This window comes from Frischella japonica, assembly GCF_014489845.1.
GTDB lineage: Bacteria > Pseudomonadota > Gammaproteobacteria > Enterobacterales > Orbaceae > Frischella > Frischella japonica.
The window spans coordinates 39395-59319 of record NZ_JABURY010000003.1 but is presented as its reverse complement, the minus strand read 5'-3'; the positions used below and the strand labels follow the sequence as shown (position 1 = coordinate 59319).

Annotated in this window: 25 protein-coding genes; 5 read left to right on the top strand and 20 right to left on the bottom strand. The window is 35.0% G+C overall.

The genetic code is table 11. From position 1 onward, the window contains the following. Positions 1–60 precede the first annotated feature (60 nt). Positions 61–921, top strand: a complete 861-nt coding sequence (gene rapZ / locus FcAc13_RS00650) for an RNase adapter RapZ (RefSeq protein WP_187754277.1) — start codon at positions 61–63, stop codon at positions 919–921. Positions 922–1473: 552 nt separating this feature from the next. Here the strand turns inward: rapZ and FcAc13_RS00645 are convergent. The 5 genes from FcAc13_RS00645 to rpmB form a co-directional block, all read right to left on the bottom strand. After that, complete coding sequence (locus tag FcAc13_RS00645; RefSeq protein ID WP_187754276.1) at positions 1474–2208, bottom strand: divergent polysaccharide deacetylase family protein; 735 nt, start codon at positions 2206–2208, stop codon at positions 1474–1476. A gap of 1 nt (position 2209) precedes the next feature. Beyond that, a complete protein-coding gene (gene envC, locus FcAc13_RS00640; RefSeq protein WP_187754275.1) occupies positions 2210–3427 on the bottom strand; it encodes a murein hydrolase activator EnvC in 1218 nt (405 codons plus the stop codon). A gap of 255 nt (positions 3428–3682) precedes the next feature. After that, positions 3683–5230 (bottom strand): 2,3-bisphosphoglycerate-independent phosphoglycerate mutase, encoded by a 1548-nt coding sequence (gpmM, locus tag FcAc13_RS00635; protein WP_187754274.1) that lies wholly within the window; start codon positions 5228–5230, stop codon positions 3683–3685. 932 nt (positions 5231–6162) lie between these two features. Beyond that, complete coding sequence (gene rpmG / locus FcAc13_RS00630; protein ID WP_025314526.1) at positions 6163–6330, bottom strand: 50S ribosomal protein L33; 168 nt, start codon at positions 6328–6330, stop codon at positions 6163–6165. Positions 6331–6354: 24 nt separating this feature from the next. Continuing rightward, the gene (rpmB, locus tag FcAc13_RS00625; RefSeq protein ID WP_187754273.1) at positions 6355–6591 is read right to left on the bottom strand and encodes a 50S ribosomal protein L28; all 237 of its coding nucleotides are present in this window, start codon (positions 6589–6591) and stop codon (positions 6355–6357) included. 452 nt (positions 6592–7043) lie between these two features. Between rpmB and plsB the strand changes: the two genes are divergently transcribed. Continuing rightward, positions 7044–9473 (top strand): glycerol-3-phosphate 1-O-acyltransferase PlsB, encoded by a 2430-nt coding sequence (plsB, locus tag FcAc13_RS00620; protein WP_187754272.1) that lies wholly within the window; start codon positions 7044–7046, stop codon positions 9471–9473. Here plsB and ubiA read toward each other — a convergent pair. Continuing rightward, positions 9467–10315: a 4-hydroxybenzoate octaprenyltransferase gene (ubiA, locus tag FcAc13_RS00615; RefSeq protein ID WP_187754271.1), complete on the bottom strand. Its 849-nt coding sequence runs from the start codon at positions 10313–10315 to the stop codon at positions 9467–9469. The two genes, plsB and ubiA, sit on opposite strands and share 7 nt — an antisense overlap. A 246-nt stretch (positions 10316–10561) precedes the next feature. On the opposite strand from ubiA, the gene slyD reads away from it, so the two are divergent. From slyD to FcAc13_RS00600, 3 genes are all read left to right on the top strand, one after another. After that, a complete protein-coding gene (slyD, locus tag FcAc13_RS00610; protein ID WP_187754270.1) occupies positions 10562–11140 on the top strand; it encodes a peptidylprolyl isomerase in 579 nt (192 codons plus the stop codon). 181 nt (positions 11141–11321) lie between these two features. After that, positions 11322–11969 (top strand): RadC family protein, encoded by a 648-nt coding sequence (gene radC, locus FcAc13_RS00605; protein ID WP_246415068.1) that lies wholly within the window; start codon positions 11322–11324, stop codon positions 11967–11969. 230 nt (positions 11970–12199) lie between these two features. Continuing rightward, complete coding sequence (locus tag FcAc13_RS00600; protein WP_187754268.1) at positions 12200–12403, top strand: SlyX family protein; 204 nt, start codon at positions 12200–12202, stop codon at positions 12401–12403. A gap of 217 nt (positions 12404–12620) precedes the next feature. Here the strand turns inward: FcAc13_RS00600 and rplQ are convergent, their stop codons facing one another. The 14 genes from rplQ to rpsN all read right to left on the bottom strand — a co-directional run bounded on the left by rplQ (position 12621) and on the right by rpsN (position 19920). Then, complete coding sequence (rplQ, locus tag FcAc13_RS00595; RefSeq protein WP_187754267.1) at positions 12621–13013, bottom strand: 50S ribosomal protein L17; 393 nt, start codon at positions 13011–13013, stop codon at positions 12621–12623. 29 nt (positions 13014–13042) lie between these two features. Then, entirely contained in the window at positions 13043–14032 is a 990-nt protein-coding gene (locus FcAc13_RS00590; RefSeq protein ID WP_187754266.1) for a DNA-directed RNA polymerase subunit alpha, read from the bottom strand. Positions 14033–14057: 25 nt separating this feature from the next. Beyond that, the gene (gene rpsD, locus FcAc13_RS00585; protein ID WP_187754265.1) at positions 14058–14678 is read right to left on the bottom strand and encodes a 30S ribosomal protein S4; all 621 of its coding nucleotides are present in this window, start codon (positions 14676–14678) and stop codon (positions 14058–14060) included. A gap of 46 nt (positions 14679–14724) precedes the next feature. Continuing rightward, positions 14725–15114 (bottom strand): 30S ribosomal protein S11, encoded by a 390-nt coding sequence (rpsK, locus tag FcAc13_RS00580; RefSeq protein ID WP_039103346.1) that lies wholly within the window; start codon positions 15112–15114, stop codon positions 14725–14727. 15 nt (positions 15115–15129) lie between these two features. Continuing rightward, on the bottom strand, positions 15130–15486 hold the full coding sequence (rpsM, locus tag FcAc13_RS00575; protein WP_065558590.1) for a 30S ribosomal protein S13: 357 nt from the start codon (positions 15484–15486) through the stop codon (positions 15130–15132). 176 nt (positions 15487–15662) lie between these two features. Beyond that, the gene (rpmJ, locus tag FcAc13_RS00570; RefSeq protein WP_187754264.1) at positions 15663–15776 is read right to left on the bottom strand and encodes a 50S ribosomal protein L36; all 114 of its coding nucleotides are present in this window, start codon (positions 15774–15776) and stop codon (positions 15663–15665) included. Between the two features lie 26 nt (positions 15777–15802). Next, positions 15803–17146, bottom strand: a complete 1344-nt coding sequence (gene secY / locus FcAc13_RS00565) for a preprotein translocase subunit SecY (protein WP_187754263.1) — start codon at positions 17144–17146, stop codon at positions 15803–15805. An 8-nt stretch (positions 17147–17154) separates the two neighbouring features. Next, positions 17155–17589 (bottom strand): 50S ribosomal protein L15, encoded by a 435-nt coding sequence (rplO, locus tag FcAc13_RS00560; RefSeq protein WP_187754262.1) that lies wholly within the window; start codon positions 17587–17589, stop codon positions 17155–17157. A 6-nt stretch (positions 17590–17595) separates the two neighbouring features. After that, positions 17596–17775, bottom strand: coding sequence for a 50S ribosomal protein L30 (gene rpmD / locus FcAc13_RS00555; protein ID WP_039103338.1), 180 nt, complete (start codon positions 17773–17775; stop codon positions 17596–17598). A gap of 6 nt (positions 17776–17781) precedes the next feature. Continuing rightward, positions 17782–18282, bottom strand: a complete 501-nt coding sequence (gene rpsE, locus FcAc13_RS00550) for a 30S ribosomal protein S5 (protein WP_187754261.1) — start codon at positions 18280–18282, stop codon at positions 17782–17784. A 14-nt stretch (positions 18283–18296) separates the two neighbouring features. Then, positions 18297–18650 carry a 50S ribosomal protein L18 gene (gene rplR / locus FcAc13_RS00545; RefSeq protein WP_039103335.1) on the bottom strand — a complete coding sequence of 118 codons (354 nt, stop codon included), beginning with the start codon at positions 18648–18650 and terminating at the stop codon, positions 18297–18299. A gap of 9 nt (positions 18651–18659) precedes the next feature. Beyond that, positions 18660–19193: a 50S ribosomal protein L6 gene (gene rplF, locus FcAc13_RS00540; protein WP_187754260.1), complete on the bottom strand. Its 534-nt coding sequence runs from the start codon at positions 19191–19193 to the stop codon at positions 18660–18662. An 11-nt stretch (positions 19194–19204) separates the two neighbouring features. After that, complete coding sequence (gene rpsH / locus FcAc13_RS00535; protein ID WP_187754259.1) at positions 19205–19597, bottom strand: 30S ribosomal protein S8; 393 nt, start codon at positions 19595–19597, stop codon at positions 19205–19207. A 17-nt stretch (positions 19598–19614) separates the two neighbouring features. Next, positions 19615–19920, bottom strand: a complete 306-nt coding sequence (gene rpsN, locus FcAc13_RS00530; protein WP_039103329.1) for a 30S ribosomal protein S14 — start codon at positions 19918–19920, stop codon at positions 19615–19617. Between the last annotated feature and the right edge of the window lie 5 nt (positions 19921–19925).

Genomic DNA, 19925 nt, shown 5'->3' with positions numbered 1-19925 from the left:
TAATGTGAAATCAAACCAAGTAACCTAAAAATGTGTTAACGTTAATAAAGGATTTTAATTATGCTTTTAATGATAGTTAGTGGTCGTTCAGGTTCAGGTAAATCAATCGCATTAAGAGCACTAGAGGACATGGGTTTTTACTGTGTTGATAATATACCGATCGCTTTACTTCCTGATCTTGCAAAAATGCTCGAAAATAATCATTCCCCAGTAGCTGTAAGTATTGATATTCGTAATATGCCAGCTAGTTTTAACCTACTAAATGAAATATTACAACAATTACCACCATCAATTACAGCACAATCTATATTTTTAGAAAGTAGCCATAATACTTTGATTCGCCGCTATAGCGAAACCAGAAGAATTCATCCATTATCAGTACCAGGACGCTCAATCGAACAGGCCATTGAACTTGAAGAACAATATTTACAACCATTAAAAGATAATGCCGATTTAATTATTAATACCGATAATCTATCAGTACATGAATTATCGGATATCTTGCGTCAACGGATATTAGGCAAAAAAGAGCGCGAACTTACGATCGTTTTTGAATCATTTGGTTTTAAGCATGGCTTACCCATTGAGTCAGATTTTGTGTTTGATGTTCGTTTTTTACCGAATCCACATTGGGATCCAACATTGCGACAATTAACAGGATTAGATCACCCGGTAAAAGCATATTTAAACCAACATTCACAAGTTAACGATTTTATACACCAAACAGCAAATTATTTACAACAATGGTTACCTTTATTGAAAAAGAATAATCGTAGTTATCTTACTATTTCAATTGGTTGCACGGGTGGTCAACATCGCTCAGTATATATTGCGGAAGAGTTAACAAAAATCTTTATTTCACAAGGCGAACAAGTACAAACGCGTCATCGCAGTCTAGAAAAGCAGTTACATAAAAGTTAAGCTAACCGTTGATGTTTAGGATTTTCCAATAGCTATTGCCGGGTCAAGAATAAAGTAAATTTATGTTTGCGTTAAGTGACAAAATATTTACTCTATTTTTTAAGCTGAGCCAGATCATTATTTTTATCTACAATAACCTTATCAAAAAGGCATAAGTATAACAAATCGCTAATTACTAACCATTTCTGAAAATACTAAAAAGGACTCTAAAAAACACGGCTAATCGATAAATATCTATTCCTGTTTTTACCCAAAATAGAACTTTAATCATACAATAAATCCTCAAAAGCTTAACGTAATAACTATATTTTTAAATTTTAATATTTAAAATAATGGCGTTATAACAAGAGATATTACGTGATGACTATTTGATAAATTTTTACCACTGCAAAAATTATCAATTATTATCATAACGTTTAGATGTATTTATCTATCATGTTTTTATTTGTTAATGGGTCTTAAAGAAGTAGCGCAAATATAAATAATTTTTAAATCTATATTTATAAATGAATCTTCTTACCGTTTGACAGATAAACTCTGATATTTATAAATTTAATCAGTGAAATTATCGACTAATGAACTTAATTTAACTAGTTCAATATCATCAGGTAATTGTGCTAATTTTTGTTGAAGCACATTTAAAGTTGCAAAATAGGGATGACCAATGACAATCGCCTGCTTATGCTTTCTGGCCAATTCAATCGCTAAATCAAATTGAATCATAATTGATTTTTCGTCTTTTAAATCATCCAGAAATATATCACGTCTTATTGCTGGAATACGATATTCACGAGCAATGGCCATAGCTTTACTTTGGGCAATCGTACGACTATCCAAAAAGAACAAAGGATAATTTAATAAACTTTCCATTACTTTCCGCATACCTTCCACATTAGTCGTCATCTTACTACCCATATGATTATTTACACCAATGGCATAAGGGACTTTTAAAATAGCTTCGGAAATAATTCTTTGTATTTCTTCTTGGCTCATATCAGGTGTTAACGTATCTTTTTCAAGATATTGTTTACTTATTGGTGCCATAGGCAGGTGTATCATAACATCATTGCCTTGCTCATGTGCATAAAAAGCTATTTTTTCAGCATTCGGTGAATTAGGTAAAATAGAAACCGTAATCTCTGTTGATAATAAAATAATTTGCTCTTCAATAGATTTTCGATATCCAAAATCATCAATTACAATTGCCAATTTACCAGCCTGAGCTGAAGGTAAACACAGTAATATCAAACAAAAAATAGTGGAAATTAAAGAAGATATTCTAATCATTTTATTTCTTTAGCCATACACTTGGATCAAGTGCCTTACCATCACGACGAACTTCAAAATATAGAGCAGCACTACCTTGCCCACCACTTGTTCCAACTAAGGCTATCTCTTGTCCGGATTCAATTTTATCACCTACATTAACCAATACACGCTGATTATAACCATATAATGTCATATCACCCTTACCATGCTCTAATGCGACAATAAATCCATATCCTTGTAACCAATTCGCTAAAATAACCCTTCCATCAGCAATTGCCCTTACTTTGCTTCCTTCCATTGCCTTGATCACTAATCCTTTCCATTTGAGTTCCCCTTGTTGCGGTTCACCAAATCGGTGTAATAATGTCCCAGTTACTGGCCAATTAAAACGATGATTGGGTTTACCAATACCGCTCACTCTAGCCATTAATGATCTTTCATCTTTAGTTGGATTGTAATTGTAATCTTGCTGTTTGGCTCGAATTTTTGCAGCTTGTTTTGCTTCATCTTCGGCAATTCTTTTATTTTCAGCTTCAGCTTTGGTTATTTGTGCTTGTAATTTCGCTTCATTTTCTCTTAGTACAGCAAGTTTTAGTTGATTAAGTTGCATAGACTTATCTAATTCTAAAATCGTTTCATGGCGATCTTTTTGATTCGTGATTAACGCATCACGTTTCAATTTTTGTTTATTTTTTAGGTCGTTTTGCTGTTTTTGCTTTTCTTCTAATGAAGACTTTTTTTGATTTAATTCATCATGAATCTGTTTAAGCTCATTCATCCGATCCTGACGTTCTTGGTTAATATAACCATAATAAGTAATAATTCTTTCATTACGTTGACTTTCATTTGCTGAAAATATCAACTCCATATTACTTGTTTTTCCCAATTTAAAAGCACTCTCAAGCTGTTTAGCTAATATTTGTTGTTGTTTTGCTTGCTTCTGCTTTAACTTGCCAATATCAACATTAAGTTTTGCAATTTCATTACCTAATGATAAAAGCACCTTCTCACTTTTTTCTAGCGAGGTTAGTAAATTGGCTATAGATGTTTCTTGTTTTTCAAGTACAGAAATTAACTTATTCCGTTGCTGTTTTTGTTCTGCAAGTTTTTGTTCCTGTTGTTGAATTGTTTGGCGAATGGTTTGTAAATCTTGCCTATTATCAGCATAACTAAAATTGGAAGTAACAAAACCTCCAAATATAATGACCAACAAACAAAAAGCATTATATTGCATCATGAACCATTTATCGAATATTTGATAACAAAAAAATATCATTTTTAACTAAGCATAAAAAACAAACAACAATATCGTATAATATTTAGCCAAAACATCTATATTCTTTTATTACATATAGTTAAACATATATTTAATTTAAAACTAAACCAAAAATAAGTATTCAATTGTTATTATAAAACATAAAGTGGGTCATAAAGACCCACTTTATGTTTTATATAATAGCATGAGAATACACTCAATGTGTAATTGCAATTATTAATTAATAAAAAGTGTTTTACCAGTCATTTCTTTTGGTATTGGCATATCAATCAATGCTAACATGGTCGGGGCTAAATCCGATAACTTACCGCCCTTAATAGCTTGAAGTTTTTTCGGTCCAACATAAATCAAAGGTACAGGAAGATTAGTATGCGCAGTATGTGCTTGACCGGTTTTTTCGTCACGCATTTTTTCCGCATTACCATGATCCGCTGTAATTAATAATTGACCCGATACTTTATTAACCGACTCAACTACGCGACCAATGCAGCTATCTAAAGCTTCAACTGCTTTAACCGCAGCATCAAATACACCTGTATGACCAACCATATCACCATTTGGATAGTTACAAATAATAACATCATACTTTTGACTTTCAATTGCAGAAGTTAATTTATCCGTTAATTCACTAGAACTCATTTCAGGTTGTAAATCATAAGTTGCTACTTGAGGAGAATTAATAAGAATTCGGTCTTCATTATCAAAAGGCTGCTCAATTCCACCGTTAAAAAAGAAGGTCACATGAGCATATTTTTCAGTTTCTGAAATACGTAATTGCGTTTTATTATGTTTAGCTAACCATTCACCTAAAGTATTAGTTAAAGCTTCCGGAGCGTAGGCTACTTCAGATTGAATATCCGTTGCATACTCTGTTAAAGAGACGTAATGAGCAAAATTAATCACTCGCTCACGTTGAAAACCATCAAAATCTTTGCTAATAAACGCACGTGAAATTTCACGAGCCCGATCAGCACGGAAATTCATAAAAATCAAACTATCACCATCCTGCATTTTTACAGTTTCTTCATCAGCAGCACATATTACCGTTGGTTTAACAAACTCATCATTTTCATCACGAGTATAAGCTGCTTGTAATCCTTCAATTGCAGTCGCATAGGTAAATTCACCTTTCGCATCAGCTAATAAGCGATAAGCTTGTTCGACTCGATCCCAACGGTTATCCCGATCCATCGCATAATAGCGTCCAACTATAGAAGCTATACGTCCTTTACCTAAATGTTTAAATTTATCAGCAAACACTTTTAAACTCTGCTCAGCACTCCTTGGTGGAGTATCACGTCCATCTAAAAATGCATGTAAGTAGATTTTATCTGCTTTACGCGCAGCAGCTAGCTCTACCATAGCCATAATATGCTCCTCATGGCTATGTACGCCTCCGGCAGAAAGTAACCCCATAATATGCACAGCCTTACCTTTCACCACTGCATCATCAATCGCTTGTATTAATACCGGATTATTAGCAAATTCACCATCCATGATATCCTTTGACACTCTCGTTAAATCTTGATACACAATGCGACCAGCACCAATATTAGTATGACCAACCTCTGAGTTCCCCATTTGCCCTAATGGTAATCCGACTTCCATACTTGATGCATCAATTAAAGTGTTTGGATAGGTTTTAATCAATTTATCCATATTAGGTTTATGTGCTACCGCAATAGCATTATCTTGCTGATCTTCGCGATGACCATATCCATCTAAAATAACAAGAACGATGGGTTGTTTATTTGTATTATTCACATATGCTCCTACATTATCATTATTAATCTTCTAAAAGGAGACTATTTTACTATATAAGTTCAAATTGGGTATAACATTTGCTTTCATAGAAATACACCGACGTTAATATTACCTAGTTGCTAAAACTGAATCTAATTTACTGGATGAAATACAACATTATCTCCCCATAGCAAAAATCACAATAATTTATAGATAGCGATGATTTTTATGTTGTTGTTAAATATAAAAATGATGAACCAATCATCTATATTTTTTGGAAATATGTATATTTTGGATTATTTATGGAATCATTTTGATTATTATTGCTGCAATAAATACAAAAACTGCCAGCAAAATCAATACATTAATATTCTTATACAACATAGCCACACATCAACAATTAATAACAGTTGAGCTACATCAAAACAAACGACTCGAAAAAGTGGATAATACAATTGATTATCAATAGTGTTCATTTATAGTAGCTAATGCTACCCCATATATGTTTAGTATTGTTAATCATAAAAATGAGAAAACTTTGATTGGAATTCTTATAGTTTTGGTCAAAATAAAACTCTCTTGCTCAGAAGAATTCTATTTTTTACTTGTTAAAAATAAATTAACTTTAACAAGTATAACGTTATTATTGCTAAATATTTACCCTCAGTATAATTCCGGATTACTTCAATCAATATAACAACAACTCGACATTCAGTGGGTATGGTTTCCCCATATATTAACCAACGACGGCCAAAAAATTTATCATTATTTATTACAAGTTATAACTTTGAGATAAACAGGTTAACTGTTTGCAATTGGTTAATTACATTTATAGCACTGAATGGATAAAAATGAAATGAGACTGTATTGTAGAAATAATAGCGTCTACTAAAAGACAATTAACAACAATAAAAAACCTAGCATCAAGCTAGGTTTTTTATAACAAAAACATATTATTTGATTTTAGCTTCTTTATAAATCACATGCTGACGAACAACGGGATCATATTTCTTGATTTCCATTTTTTCAGGCATAGTTCTCTTATTTTTACTGGTAGTATAAAAATGACCTGTACCAGCTGAAGAAACTAATCTAATTTTTTCACGTACACCTTTAGCCATGATAATTTTCCTTTATATAGTTTCTTAGTAAGATTCACCACGGGCACGGATTTCAGCTAATACTGCATCAATACCCTTTTTATCGATAGTACGCATACCTTTAGCAGATACACGTAATTTTACAAAACGTTTTTCACTCTCAACCCAAAAACGATGAGTTTGAAGATTTGGCAGAAAACGACGTTTAGTAGCATTCAGCGCATGTGAACGATTGTTACCTACTAGTGGTTTTTTGCCTGTTACTTGGCATACTCGTGACATGTCAATAATTCTCCGAAATTTCTATACTATTTTAGTATACTTAGGCCTTAGACATAATGTGTTTAATGGAACATTTACCTCGTCAGGCTTTAGTTATTCTATGAGGCGATTGAGATGAGTTTCGATAACCAAATAGACTAACTTCTCACATTACACCTACAATATTAAGGTAGCGCAGTATACGCTGTTATGCAAAGATTCTCAAGCACTATTATAGCTTTGGTGATAAAAAATATACTTCTTCTGTGTTAATAAGCAACATTATAAATCCATCATATGAATATCATTATCAAATTCATTATAACAAAAATTATTCAAGATATTACTTATCATATAAATCAATATCTTTACATTATTATTCTTAAGTATTTAAACATTGATTCGATGCTTTTTAAGTTGAATTTTGATATGATTAGTTAATTGTTATTGTTATGTTTAGAGTCAAATAAATTATGTTACAGTGGATAACATCTTGGTGGAATAAGCTATCTTTTGCCTTTATTCGCCTACCGGTTGAATTTTTTGTCCAGAGCAAATCAATTCCTACGGACCCAATTAAAGAATTAAATATTAACCGTTTGGCGCCTATTTTGTATGTTTTACCATATAATTCGAAAATAGATTTAATGGTCGTACAAACGTTAAGCAAGAAATATCAGTTACCTGATCCTTTAGATGGTATAAAAACCGATAACGGTTTGTTACCGGCTTATTTATATATTGATAAAGGCCCTGGCATTTTTGTGTCTAAACAACAAAAAAATAAATCAATTGAGATTCTTCACCAATACATTACTGCTCATAAACAAGATTCTCAGCTTGATGTACAAATGTTGCCTGTTTCAGTGATGTTTAGCCGTGCCCCGGACAAAGAAGGTAAGAAAAAACTTTCTTTACAAGTCTTAGGAGGTACACGTAAATTTTTCAAAATGCTTTTTACTGGTCGCGATTGTTATACCCGTTTTTCACATACAGTTTCCTTAAAAAATATTGCCTTATCAACTGAAACTGAACAAGTATCAGAATTAGCACATAAACTATCACGGGTTGCTCGCATTCATTTTGCCAAACAACGTACTGCATCCGTCGGACCAACCTTACCGATAAGACAACAGATGCTAAAAAAATTATTAAATAATCAAGAAATCAGTGAGGCAATCAAGGAAGAAGCAAAAAGTAAAAATATCTCCCTTGAAAAAGCGAAAAAAAATGCCTTATTTATGCTTAATGAAATTGCCGCAAATTTTACCTATCGTGCACTGAAAATTACCGATTATATATTAACTTGGGCATGGAATCGCTTATATCAAGGCTTAAAAGTTACTAATGCCGACCCAATAAGAGAATTAGCGCAAAATGGTCATGAAATTGTGTATGCGCCATGTCATCGTAGCCACATGGATTACTTACTTTTATCTTATGTTCTTTACCGACAAGGGCTCGTACCACCTCATATTGCAGCTGGGATTAACCTGAATTTTTGGCCTGCTGGACCAATTTTCCGTCGGTTAGGTGCTTTTTTCATCCGCCGGTCATTTAGGGGCAATAAATTATATACCGCAGTTTTCCGAGAATATTTAGCCGAATTATTTATTCGTGGTTATTCAGTAGAATATTTTATCGAAGGTGGACGTTCACGTACAGGTCGTCTACTCGACCCCAAAACCGGTATGTTAATGATGACTATACAAACACTGTTACGTGGAGATCCAAGACCTATAACAATTGTACCGGTTTATATAGGTTATGAGCATGTTTTAGAGGTCGCGACTTACGCTAATGAACTACGTGGTGCTGCGAAGAAAAAAGAAAATTTGTGGCAAACAGTAAAAGCTTTTTTCAAACTAAAAAAATTAGGTTTAGGTTATGTTAATTTTGGTCAACCCATTTTATTAAATCAATTTCTTAACCAACATGTTCCTGATTGGCGAAATGCAATTGAAAAAACAGGTACAGTTAGGCCACAATGGTTAACGCCAACATCTAATCTCTTAGCAAAAAATATTATGGAAAGTATCAATTCATCGGCAGCCGTTAATGCGATGAATTTATGTAGTACATTTTTATTAGCTTCTCAACAAAATGCGTTAACCAAAAAACAATTAATCGAACATATTCATTATGCTGTCATTTTATTAAAAACGGTCCCTTATTCAGACTTAGTGACTATTCCTGAGCAAAATGCTGAACAATTGTTCGAACACGCCAAGCAGATGGGTAAATTTATCATAACTACAGATGAAGCTGGTGAAATTGTCAGCTTAACACAAGAACAAGCTGTATTAATGACATATTATCGTAATAATATTCAACATCTGTTAATCATTCCTGCTATTATTGCGCGCATCATACTTAAGCATAATCGTATATCACTTGATGAATTAACCAAGCAAATTGAGTTAATTTACCCATTAATTAAAGCCGAACTATTCATTAATTATAATGAGCAAGAGCTCTTGAACTATATTGAAAAATTATTACAATGTTTTGCCGATATCAATTTTATCAGTTATTCTTCCGAACGAATAACTATTAATTATTTGAAGCTAACATCATTACAGTTATTAGCATCAATTTCCAAAGATACGCTACAACGTTACGTAATTACTTTTTCACTATTACAAAAAGATCCATCCATAAGTCGAGCAAACCTTGAAAAAGAAAGTAGACTGATTGCTGAAAGGCTATCTGTATTACATGGTATTAATGCCCCTGAATTTTTCGATAAAGGAGTATTTTCAACTCTAGTATCTACGTTGCGAGATTTAGGTTACCTTGATGATACTAAAATAGAGAGTTTTGAAAAAATTAAATTAATGAATGATACGCTTAAACCATTAATTACTAACCAAGTCATGCAAACCATTGAAGAAATTTATTGAATAATATGCAATAAAATACCAATAAATATCACTAACCCAACATATTGATTATTTATGAATGCGCGAAAACAGCGTTCTCTTTTTCTATCAACAAGAATCACTTGTTGATAGATAAATAATAAAGATGCTATAACCAAGCTAACATAAAAATAACCCGACAATTGGTTCAATATCCCAATAACCATTAAAATCCAAACGGTACTAATCTGTAAAATACCAATTATAAGTTTATCGTATTTCCCAAATAAAATTGCCGTCGATTTGATACCTATTTTTATATCATCTTCACGATCTACCATCGCATATTCGGTATCATAAGCGATCGTCCAACAAATATTAGCTATAAATAATAACCAACATGTTAAAGGAAATTTGGCAAGGGTGGCAGCATAAACCATCGGAATGGACCAACTAAATGCAATACCTAGTATTATCTGTGGAAGATGAGTATACCGTTTCATAAAAGGGTATAACAAAGTTGTTCCAAATGCGAAAATCGCAATTAACCATGTAAGGGGCGGTAAAGTTAACAATAAAGCAAATGAAATCGCAATTAAAACAACAAACATAATTAATGCATTTTTGTTATTCAATTTACCACTAGCCAATGGACGATTTTTAGTACGCATTACATGGCCATCTAATTTGCGATCAGCAAAATCATTTATTACACAGCCAGCGGCTCTCATTATAATAACACCCAACGTAAAAACAATAAACAAATGCGGTGTAGGTATTCCCGTTAACCACAATGCCCACATAGTTGGCCACAATAATAACATTGTACCTACAGGTTTATCCAATCTTGTAAGTTGACAATAAGCTTGAATTTTTGACTTCATTTAGATAAGTGTTGTTATCGATTCATAAAAATGATTATAAAGGAATAACAAATGATTGTTAATTCTGTTCTAAAAACTCTCCTTTTATATTTATAGTTAACCAAAATTTGATTCTTGTAACTAACTCTCCAAAAATAATCGTAGTTAATATATTTAGTTGTTTTATTTATTAATAAAAATAGAATACTTTAATCGATTTTTCATATAAAATTCCAACATCTTTTCTCGCTAACAATCGGAGATCAAATGAAAATAGCAAAAGATTCAGTAGTAAGTTTAGCATATCAAGTTCGCACTAAAGATGGTGTATTAGTTGACGAAACAACCGTTGTTGCACCATTAGAATATTTACATGGTGCCGGTAATTTAATTAAAGGTTTAGAAGATGCTTTAGAAGGTCGCCAAAAAGGCGATAAATTTGATGTTGAAATTGAAGCAGACAATGCTTATGGCGAATATAATGACAACCTTGTACAAACTGTACCGCGTGATGTTTTTGTTGGTGTCGATGAACTTGAAGTAGGTATGCGCTTTCTGGCTGATACTGATCATGGACCTGTTCCAGTAGAAATTACGGCGATTGATGGCGATAATGTGACTATTGATGGTAACCACATGTTAGCCGGTCAAGATCTAAAATTTAATGTTGAAGTTGTGGATATTAGAGAAGCAACTGAAGAAGAACTTGCTCATGGACATGTACATGGAGCACATGGTCATCACCATCATGATCATGGTAGCTGTGGTTGTGGCGGACACGACCACGAAGAAGATGACCAAGATGACGGCTGTTGTGGTGGCCATGGTTGTGGTTGTAAACACTAGCCTTTTAATTTGTTCATTTACAAGGTGCTTTCCTAATGCACCTTGATAACCATTTTTCCGCTGTAATGGCATCTTCAATTTTGTGATTTATCTAGCAATTTAGAATAAATTTTTATCCATTTCTTAGTTTTTATTTATAGTATTTAATAAAAATCATCAAATACGTATGAGGCATAATAATATGATGCCAAGAGAAAAGTTACTAAAATTCGGTGCGCAATCACTTGCCGATCATGAATTATTAGCCATTTTTTTACGGACAGGAATCAAAGGAATACCGGTATTAACACTATCACAAATGTTGTTGAATGATTTTGGTTCACTTTATCATATGATAAATGCTAGTCACCAAGTATTTTGTCAAAAAAAAGGATTAGGTACGACCAAATATACACAATTACAAGCCGTAATCGAATTATCGAAACGTTATTTAAAATTCAAAATGACTGAAAATAATGTATTGACATCACCAACTCTTACCCATCATTATTTAGCGAGTCAATTAGCGAATAAAGACCGCGAAGTATTTTTAGTTATATTTCTTGATAATCAAAATCATGTAATATGTAGTGAAGAAATGTTTGTAGGTACATATAATTGTGTAGAAGTCCATCCTCGGGAAATAGTTCGCAAAGCATTAAAATGTAATGCCGCTGCAATTATTCTAGCTCATAATCACCCGTCAGGAGTAGCAGAACCAAGTCAGGCAGATCGCAAAGTTACTCAACAAATAGAAGAAGCATGTAATTTATTGGATATTCGTATTCTTGATCACTTTGTAATAGGTAAAGGTGAATACGTGTCTTTTGCTGAACGTGGATGGATATAACATATTATCAATCTTATAAAATACATCATACTTAATAACAGATTACTATCATACTATAAATATTAAATCATTTATTGCGATTGCTTATTTATTTTAATATTCATTACCGTCGATTATACCATTATTTAAACTTGCTATTTACAGTATTGACCAGATTACATTATTATTAGTATCCATTGTCTATTTAATTTATAATATCTATTATTTATAATATAACTTACTGAAAAAAAATGAAAAATCGAATTGAAGAACTCGAAACAAAAGTCAGTTTTCAAGATATTACTATCGAAGAATTAAATCAAATAGTTATTCAATTGCAAAGTGAAGTTACTAAGCTAAAAGAGCAATTAAAACTATTATCGAAAAAATTACAAGCTACGCATCAATCTAACATTGCTTCTTTAACTGAGGAGACCCCTCCACCACATTATTAATTAACAGCTATTCCAAATCTTAAATATAATAACTTTAACCCATAATAGCAAAACGTGATTAACACAGTTAACTGTAATAAACTAATTATGGTTGGATATATTTAGATAATTAGATAGTTAAGGAATTGTTCTAAATTAAAAAATAATATTTCTTAAACTATATCTGGACATAAAAAAACCGATAATCTCTTATCGGTTTTTCTATAAAAAATATTACTTACTCAGTTACAGCTTCAACTGCTTCACTTGTCGCTGGACGATCAACTAATTCTATAAATGCCATAGGTGCATTATCACCAGCACGGAAACCACATTTCATGATGCGAATATAACCACCAGGGCGATTTGCAAAACGTGGACCAAGATCTGAGAATAGTTTTTTTACTGCATCCGCATTACGGATTCGAGCAAAAGCCAAACGGCGATTAGCTACACTATCAGTTTTAGCTAATGTAATTAAAGGTTCAACTACACGACGCAGCTCTTTAGCCTTAGGTAAAGTTGTCTTGATAATTTCGTGTTCAACAAGTGAACTTGTCATATTACGAAACATCGCCTGACGATGGCTGCTATTACGATTAAGCTGACGACCACTTTTACGATGGCGCATAACTTTATCCTTCTTATATAAACTTTATATTAGTCTTCAACAATACTCGCCGGTGGCCAATTCTCTAAGCGCATACCAAGAGATAAACCACGTGAAGCGAGCACATCCTTAATCTCAGTAAGAGATTTCTTACCTAAATTAGGTGTTTTTAACAACTCAACTTCAGTACGTTGGACTAAATCACCAATGTAATGAACTGCTTCTGCTTTTAAACAGTTAGCAGATCGAACAGTTAATTCCAAATCATCTACTGGACGCAGAAGAATTGGATCAAATTCAGGTTTGTCTTCTTTCACTTCTGGTTGACGCACATCACGTAAATCAACAAAAGCTTCAAGTTGTTCAGCCAAAATTGTAGATGCTCGCCTAATTGACTCTTCCGGATCGATAGTTCCATTAGTTTCCATATCAATAACTAATTTATCTAAATCGGTACGTTGTTCAACACGAGCCGCTTCTACAGAATACGAAATTCTATCTATTGGGCTGAAACATGCATCAACTAATAAATGTCCTATTGGACGATCTTCATCTTCTGATCGAACACGAGCAGAAGCAGGAACGTATCCACGCCCTCTCTGTACACGGATACGCATACTAATTGAAGCATTTGCGTCTGTAAGATGACAAATCACAAGATCTGGATTAACAATTTCAACATCACCATCATGAATAATGTCATCAGCTGTAACAACACCAGCCCCAGATTTGTTCAATGTAAGCATTACATCATCTTTGCTGTGAACTTTAACTGCTAATTTTTTCAAATTTAGTAGAATGTCAAGCACATCTTCTTGGACGCCTTCTTTAGTACTGTATTCATGCAATACACCATCGATCTCAACTTCCGTTACAGCACATCCCGGCATTGATGATAATAAAATACGGCGCAGTGCATTACCTAGTGTATGACCAAACCCACGCTCAAGTGGTTCTAAAATCACTTTTGCATGTGTTTGATTATATTGAACAACTTCAACTAGGTGAGGTTTTAAAAACTCTGTTACAGAACCCTGCATTGTGTCCTCTCTTAAGTACTAAACTTTATTTAGAATAAAGTTCGACGATCAAATGTTCATTGATGTCAGCTGATAAATCAGAACGTTCAGGAATGCGTTTAAAAACACCTTCCATCTTGCTAGCATCAACTTCTAACCAAGTTGGTTTTTCACGCTGTTCAGCTAGCTCTAAAGCTGCTTTAACACGTGCTTGTTTCTTTGCTTTTTCGCGAACACTGATTACATCTTCAGGAGAAACCTGATAAGAAGCAATATTCACTACACGACCATTAACTAATACCGCTTTATGGCTTACTAATTGACGAGCTTCAGAACGAGTCGCACCAAATCCCATACGATAAACGACGTTATCTAAACGACGTTCTAAAAGGTTTAATAGGTTTTCACCTGTATTACCTTTGATTCTAGCAGCCTCTTTATAATAGTTACGGAATTGTCTTTCTAAAATCCCATAAATACGACGAACTTTTTGTTTTTCACGTAATTGAACACCATAATCAGATAATCGCGGTTTACGCGCACCATGCTGACCTGGAGCTTGTTCTAATTTACATTTACTATCTATTGCGCGAACGCCTGATTTAAGAAATAAATCAGTTCCTTCACGACGACTTAATTTGAGTTTTGGTCCCAAATATCTTGCCATTTTCTTTCTCCAATAAACCTAAAACGTCTAAGGGTTTAATTTAAAATTAAACACGACGTTTCTTTGGTGGACGACAACCGTTATGAGGAATCGGAGTAACATCAGTAATATTAGTGATGCGATAACCCGCAGCATTTAATGCACGAATTGTAGACTCACGACCAGGACCAGGTCCCTTAACCATAACTTCCAGATTCTTAATTCCATATTCTTTAACAGCTTCAGCGCAACGCTCTGCTGCTACTTGAGCTGCAAACGGAGTTGACTTACGAGAGCCACGGAATCCAGAACCACCAGCAGTTGCCCAACCTAATGCATTACCTTGGCGATCGGTAATTGTAACGATTGTATTGTTAAAAGATGCATGAATATGAGCGATACCATCAGAAACTTGTTTTTTTACACGCTTACGTGCGCGTACAGGTGTCTTTGCCATTCTTAATTACCCCGATTATTTCTTGATAGGCTTACGCGGCCCTTTACGGGTACGTGCGTTAGTCTTAGTACGTTGACCACGAACTGGAAGTCCACGGCGATGACGTATACCACGATAACAACCAAGGTCTAATAAACGCTTGATACTCATTGTTACTTCACGACGCAAATCACCTTCAACAGTGAATTTTGCAACTTGTTCACGTAACTTTTCAATCTGATCTTCAGATAGTTCTCTGATCTTAACATGTTCAGGAATACCTGCTTCAGCACAAATTGTCTTAGCGCGGGTATTACCGATACCATAAATTGCTTGTAACGCAATTACAGCATGTTGTTGATCAGGAATGTTAATGCCTGCGATACGGGCCACTATGCACTCCTATTGTTAATAAAAATATATCATTTCCTTTATGCTGAAAAGCCCGTTTTCAGGATACTCAAATAAAGGAAACTCAAATAATAAATTTGTAGGCTGGCTATTCTAGCCAGCTTTACTATACTTTGGCAAGTAAAATATGCAAAAGTTAGACAACTAAAAGTTAAAAATTAACCTTGACGTTGTTTATGCTTACCTTCAACGCAAATAACACGAACAATGCCATTACGTTTAATGATTTTACAATTTCTGCATAATCTCTTGACTGAAGCACGAACTTTCATGTTTTTCTCCGTAACTTCTGGCTAACTTATCGGCCATAACCTTTAAGGTTAGCTTTCTTTAAAACTGACTCATAACGATTTGGCATCATTAAAGTCTGTACTTGTGCCATAAAATCCATGATTACTACAACAACGATTAACAATGATGTCCCACCAAATTGAACGGGAACTCTTAACGTAGATGTAATAAACATTGGAACCAAACAAACTAAAGTAATATATAGAGATCCGACAAGCGTTAGACGTGTCATGATTTTATCAATATATTTTGCTGTTTGTTCCCCTGGACGAATACCAGGAATAAACGCACCCGATTTTTTAAGCTGATCTGCTGTCTCACGTGGATTGAATACTAAAGCTGTATAGAAGAAACAGAAAAATATAATCGCCGCTGCATATAAAATCATATAAAGCGGTTGATCATGTGATAAATACTGTCTCATTAATACAAAAATATAACGCCACCCCTCACCATCACCTTGTAACCATGATGCAGCCATAACTGGTAACATAATTATTGTTGAAGCAAATATAGCAGGAATTACACCTGACATATTAATTTTCAAAGGTAAATGAGTACTTTGCGCAGCATAAACACGACGACCTTGTTGGCGTTGCGCATAATTAACGACGATACGACGTTGACCACGCTCAACAAACACAACAAAATAAGTTATACCGACAAGAAGCGCGGCAACAACTAATAAAACTAGTCGATTCAATTCACCTGAACGAGCTTGTTCAATTGTTTCATAGATTGCTGGAGGAAGAGCAGCCACGATACCAGCGAAAATAATGATTGAGATACCATTACCAACACCACGTTCTGTAATTTGCTCCCCTAACCACATAAGAAACATTGTTCCTGTCACTAAACTTACTGAGGCAATGAAATAGAAAGAAAAACCAGGATTGATTACAGCATCTTTAAATTCTTCCATCCTTGGTAAAGAAGTCGCTACACCAACAGCCTGTATAATTGCAAGTACTAACGTACCATAACGCGTATACTGACTGATTTTCTTACGACCAGACTCACCTTCTTTCTTCAACTCAGCAAGCTTAGGGCTAATTGCCGTTAATAGCTGCACAATAATCGATGCAGAAATATACGGCATAATACCTAAAGTAAAAATTGAAGCTCGGCTTAATGCTCCACCAGAGAACATATTGAACATGCCAATGAGACCATTGTCACCTAACATTTTCGAAAGTGATCTTGTTAATACCTCAGTATTAATACCAGGAACGGGAATATAAGAACCGATACGAAAAACAATAAGCGCCAAAAGAACAAACATTAATCTTCTGGTTAGCTCACTACTACCGCCTCTTGTGCTTTTAAAATCAAATCCTGGTTGCTTTGCCATCTTTCTAATTATTCCTCAATTTTTCCGCCAGCAGCTTCAATTGCAGCTTTTGCACCTTTAGTAACATTAATTCCACGAACTGTTACAGATTTTGTAATTTCACCTGATAACATAATTTTCGCAAATTCAATATGGCTACCAATAACATTTGCGGCTTTCAGAGAATTTAGATCAACAACATCAGCCTCTACTTTCATTAATTCAGAAAGACGAACTTCTGCAGTTACTAAAGACTTACGAGATGTAAAGCCAAATTTTGGTAAACGACGATATAATGGCATTTGACCACCCTCAAATCCACGGCGAACACCACCGCCAGAACGAGAATTTTGTCCTTTAATACCACGACCACCTGTTTTACCTAAACCTGAACCGATACCCCGACCCAAACGCTTAGATGCATGCTTTGAACCTTCAGCAGGAGATAAAGTATTTAAACGCATTACTTATTACTCCTCTACTTTAACCATGTAGTAAACTTGGTTAACCATACCGCGCATCGCAGGAGTATCCTCACGCTCAACAGTATGACCAATGCCTCGTAATCCTAGTCCACGCAACGTCGCTTTATGCTTCGGTAAACGTCCAATAGAACTACGTGTTTGTGTGATTTTAATCGTTTTAGCCATGGTTCATTACCCCAAAATATCTTCGACGGTTTTACCACGTTTCGCAGCCACCATTTCTGGTGATTTCATATTTGCTAAACCATCAATTGTTGCACGCACCACGTTAATTGGATTTGTAGAACCATATGCTTTAGCTAGAACGTTACGAACTCCGGCAACTTCAAGAACGGCACGCATTGCACCGCCAGCAATAATACCTGTACCTTCAGATGCAGGTTGCATATAAACACGAGAACCCGTATGAGCACCTTTTACTGGATGCTGTAAAGTTTCGTTATTCAATGCTACGTTAATCATATTGCGACGTGCTTTTTCCATAGCTTTTTGGATAGCGGCTGGAACTTCACGCGCTTTACCATAACCAAAACCGACGCGACCATTACCGTCACCAACCACTGTTAGTGCAGAAAAACTAAAAATACGGCCACCTTTTACGGTTTTTGAAACGCGGTTAACTGCGATTAGTTTTTCCTGCAGTTCACCAGCTTGTTTTTCGATGTTTGACATCTTTAACTCCTACCTTAGAACTGTAGGCCAGCTTCGCGAGCAGCTTCTGCTAGCGCCTGAACTCGACCATGATATTGGAAACCAGAACGATCAAAAGCAACATCTTTAATATCTTTTGCCAATGCACGTTCAGCAATAGCTTTACCTACAGCTGCCGCAGCTTCTTTGTTTCCGGTATATTTTAAATTTTCACTGATAGCTTTTTCTAAAGTAGAAGCAGCTGCCAGAACTTCAGATCCGTTTGGTGCAATGATTTGCGCATAAATGTGACGCGGAGTACGGTGAACAACAAGACGTGTTGCCAATAACTCACGCATCTTACTACGTGCTTTCGTCGCACGACGGATACGAGATGATTTCTTATCCATAGTGTTACCTTACTTCTTCTTAGCTTCTTTAGTACGCACGACTTCGTCTGCGTAACGAACACCTTTACCTTTATAAGGTTCAGGACGACGATAAGCACGGATATCTGCAGCGACTTGCCCAATTAACTGTTTATCAGCACTTTTCAGGATAATTTCAGTTTGAGATGGACATTCAGCGGTTACACCTGCAGGTAATACATGTTCAATTGGATGTGAATATCCTAGTGATAATCCGATTGAATTACCTTTTAGTTGTGCACGATAACCGACACCAACTAGCTGAAGTTTTTTTGTGAATCCGGTAGTAACACCAATCACCATTGCATTAACTAATGCTCTTGCAGTACCTGCTTGAGCCCAAGCATCTGCTGCACCTTTACGTGGAGCAAATTTAATTTCGCTTGCTTCTTGGCTAATAACAACAGCATTATTAATAGAACGAGATAACTCGCCATTTTTACCTTTAATCGTAATTTCCTGACCATTGAGTTTTACCTCTACGCCAGCAGGAACAACGACAGGTGCTTTTGCAACACGAGACATTTTTTTCTCCCTTACGCTACGTAGCAGATAATTTCACCACCAAGACCTGCTTGGCGTGCTGCACGATCAGTCATAACACCTTTAGAAGTAGAAATAACTGCAATACCAAGTCCAGCCATCACTTTCGGCAATTCATCTTTACGTTTATAAATACGTAAACCTGGACGGCTAACACGTTGAATACTTTCTACAACAGCCTTACCTTGGAAATATTTTAATGCGATTTCCAATTCAGGTTTAGTGTCACCTGTAATTTTATAGTCTTCAATATAACCTTCTTCTTTTAGCACGTTGGCAATTGCCACTTTTAACTTAGAGGAAGGCATGGTGACCGCAACTTTGTTCGCAGCTTGACCATTACGAATTCGGGTCAACATATCTGCGATAGGATCTTGCATGCTCATCTATAACACTCCTCTGATTACCAACTTGCCTTTTTAAGACCCGGAATTTCGCCGCGCATAGCAGCTTCACGAACCTTAATTCGGCTTAGACCAAACTTACGAAGGACGCCGTGTGGACGACCCGTTTGACGACAACGGTTACGTTGACGTGATGGACTAGAATCTCGAGGAAGCGTTTGCAATTTGAGCACCGCATTCCAACGATCTTCATCTGTTGCATTCACATCAGAGATGATCGCTTTTAATTCTTGACGCTTTGCAAAGTATCTATTTGCTAGCTTAACACGCTTTTTATCGCGTTCAATCATTGATTGTTTAGCCATTAGTT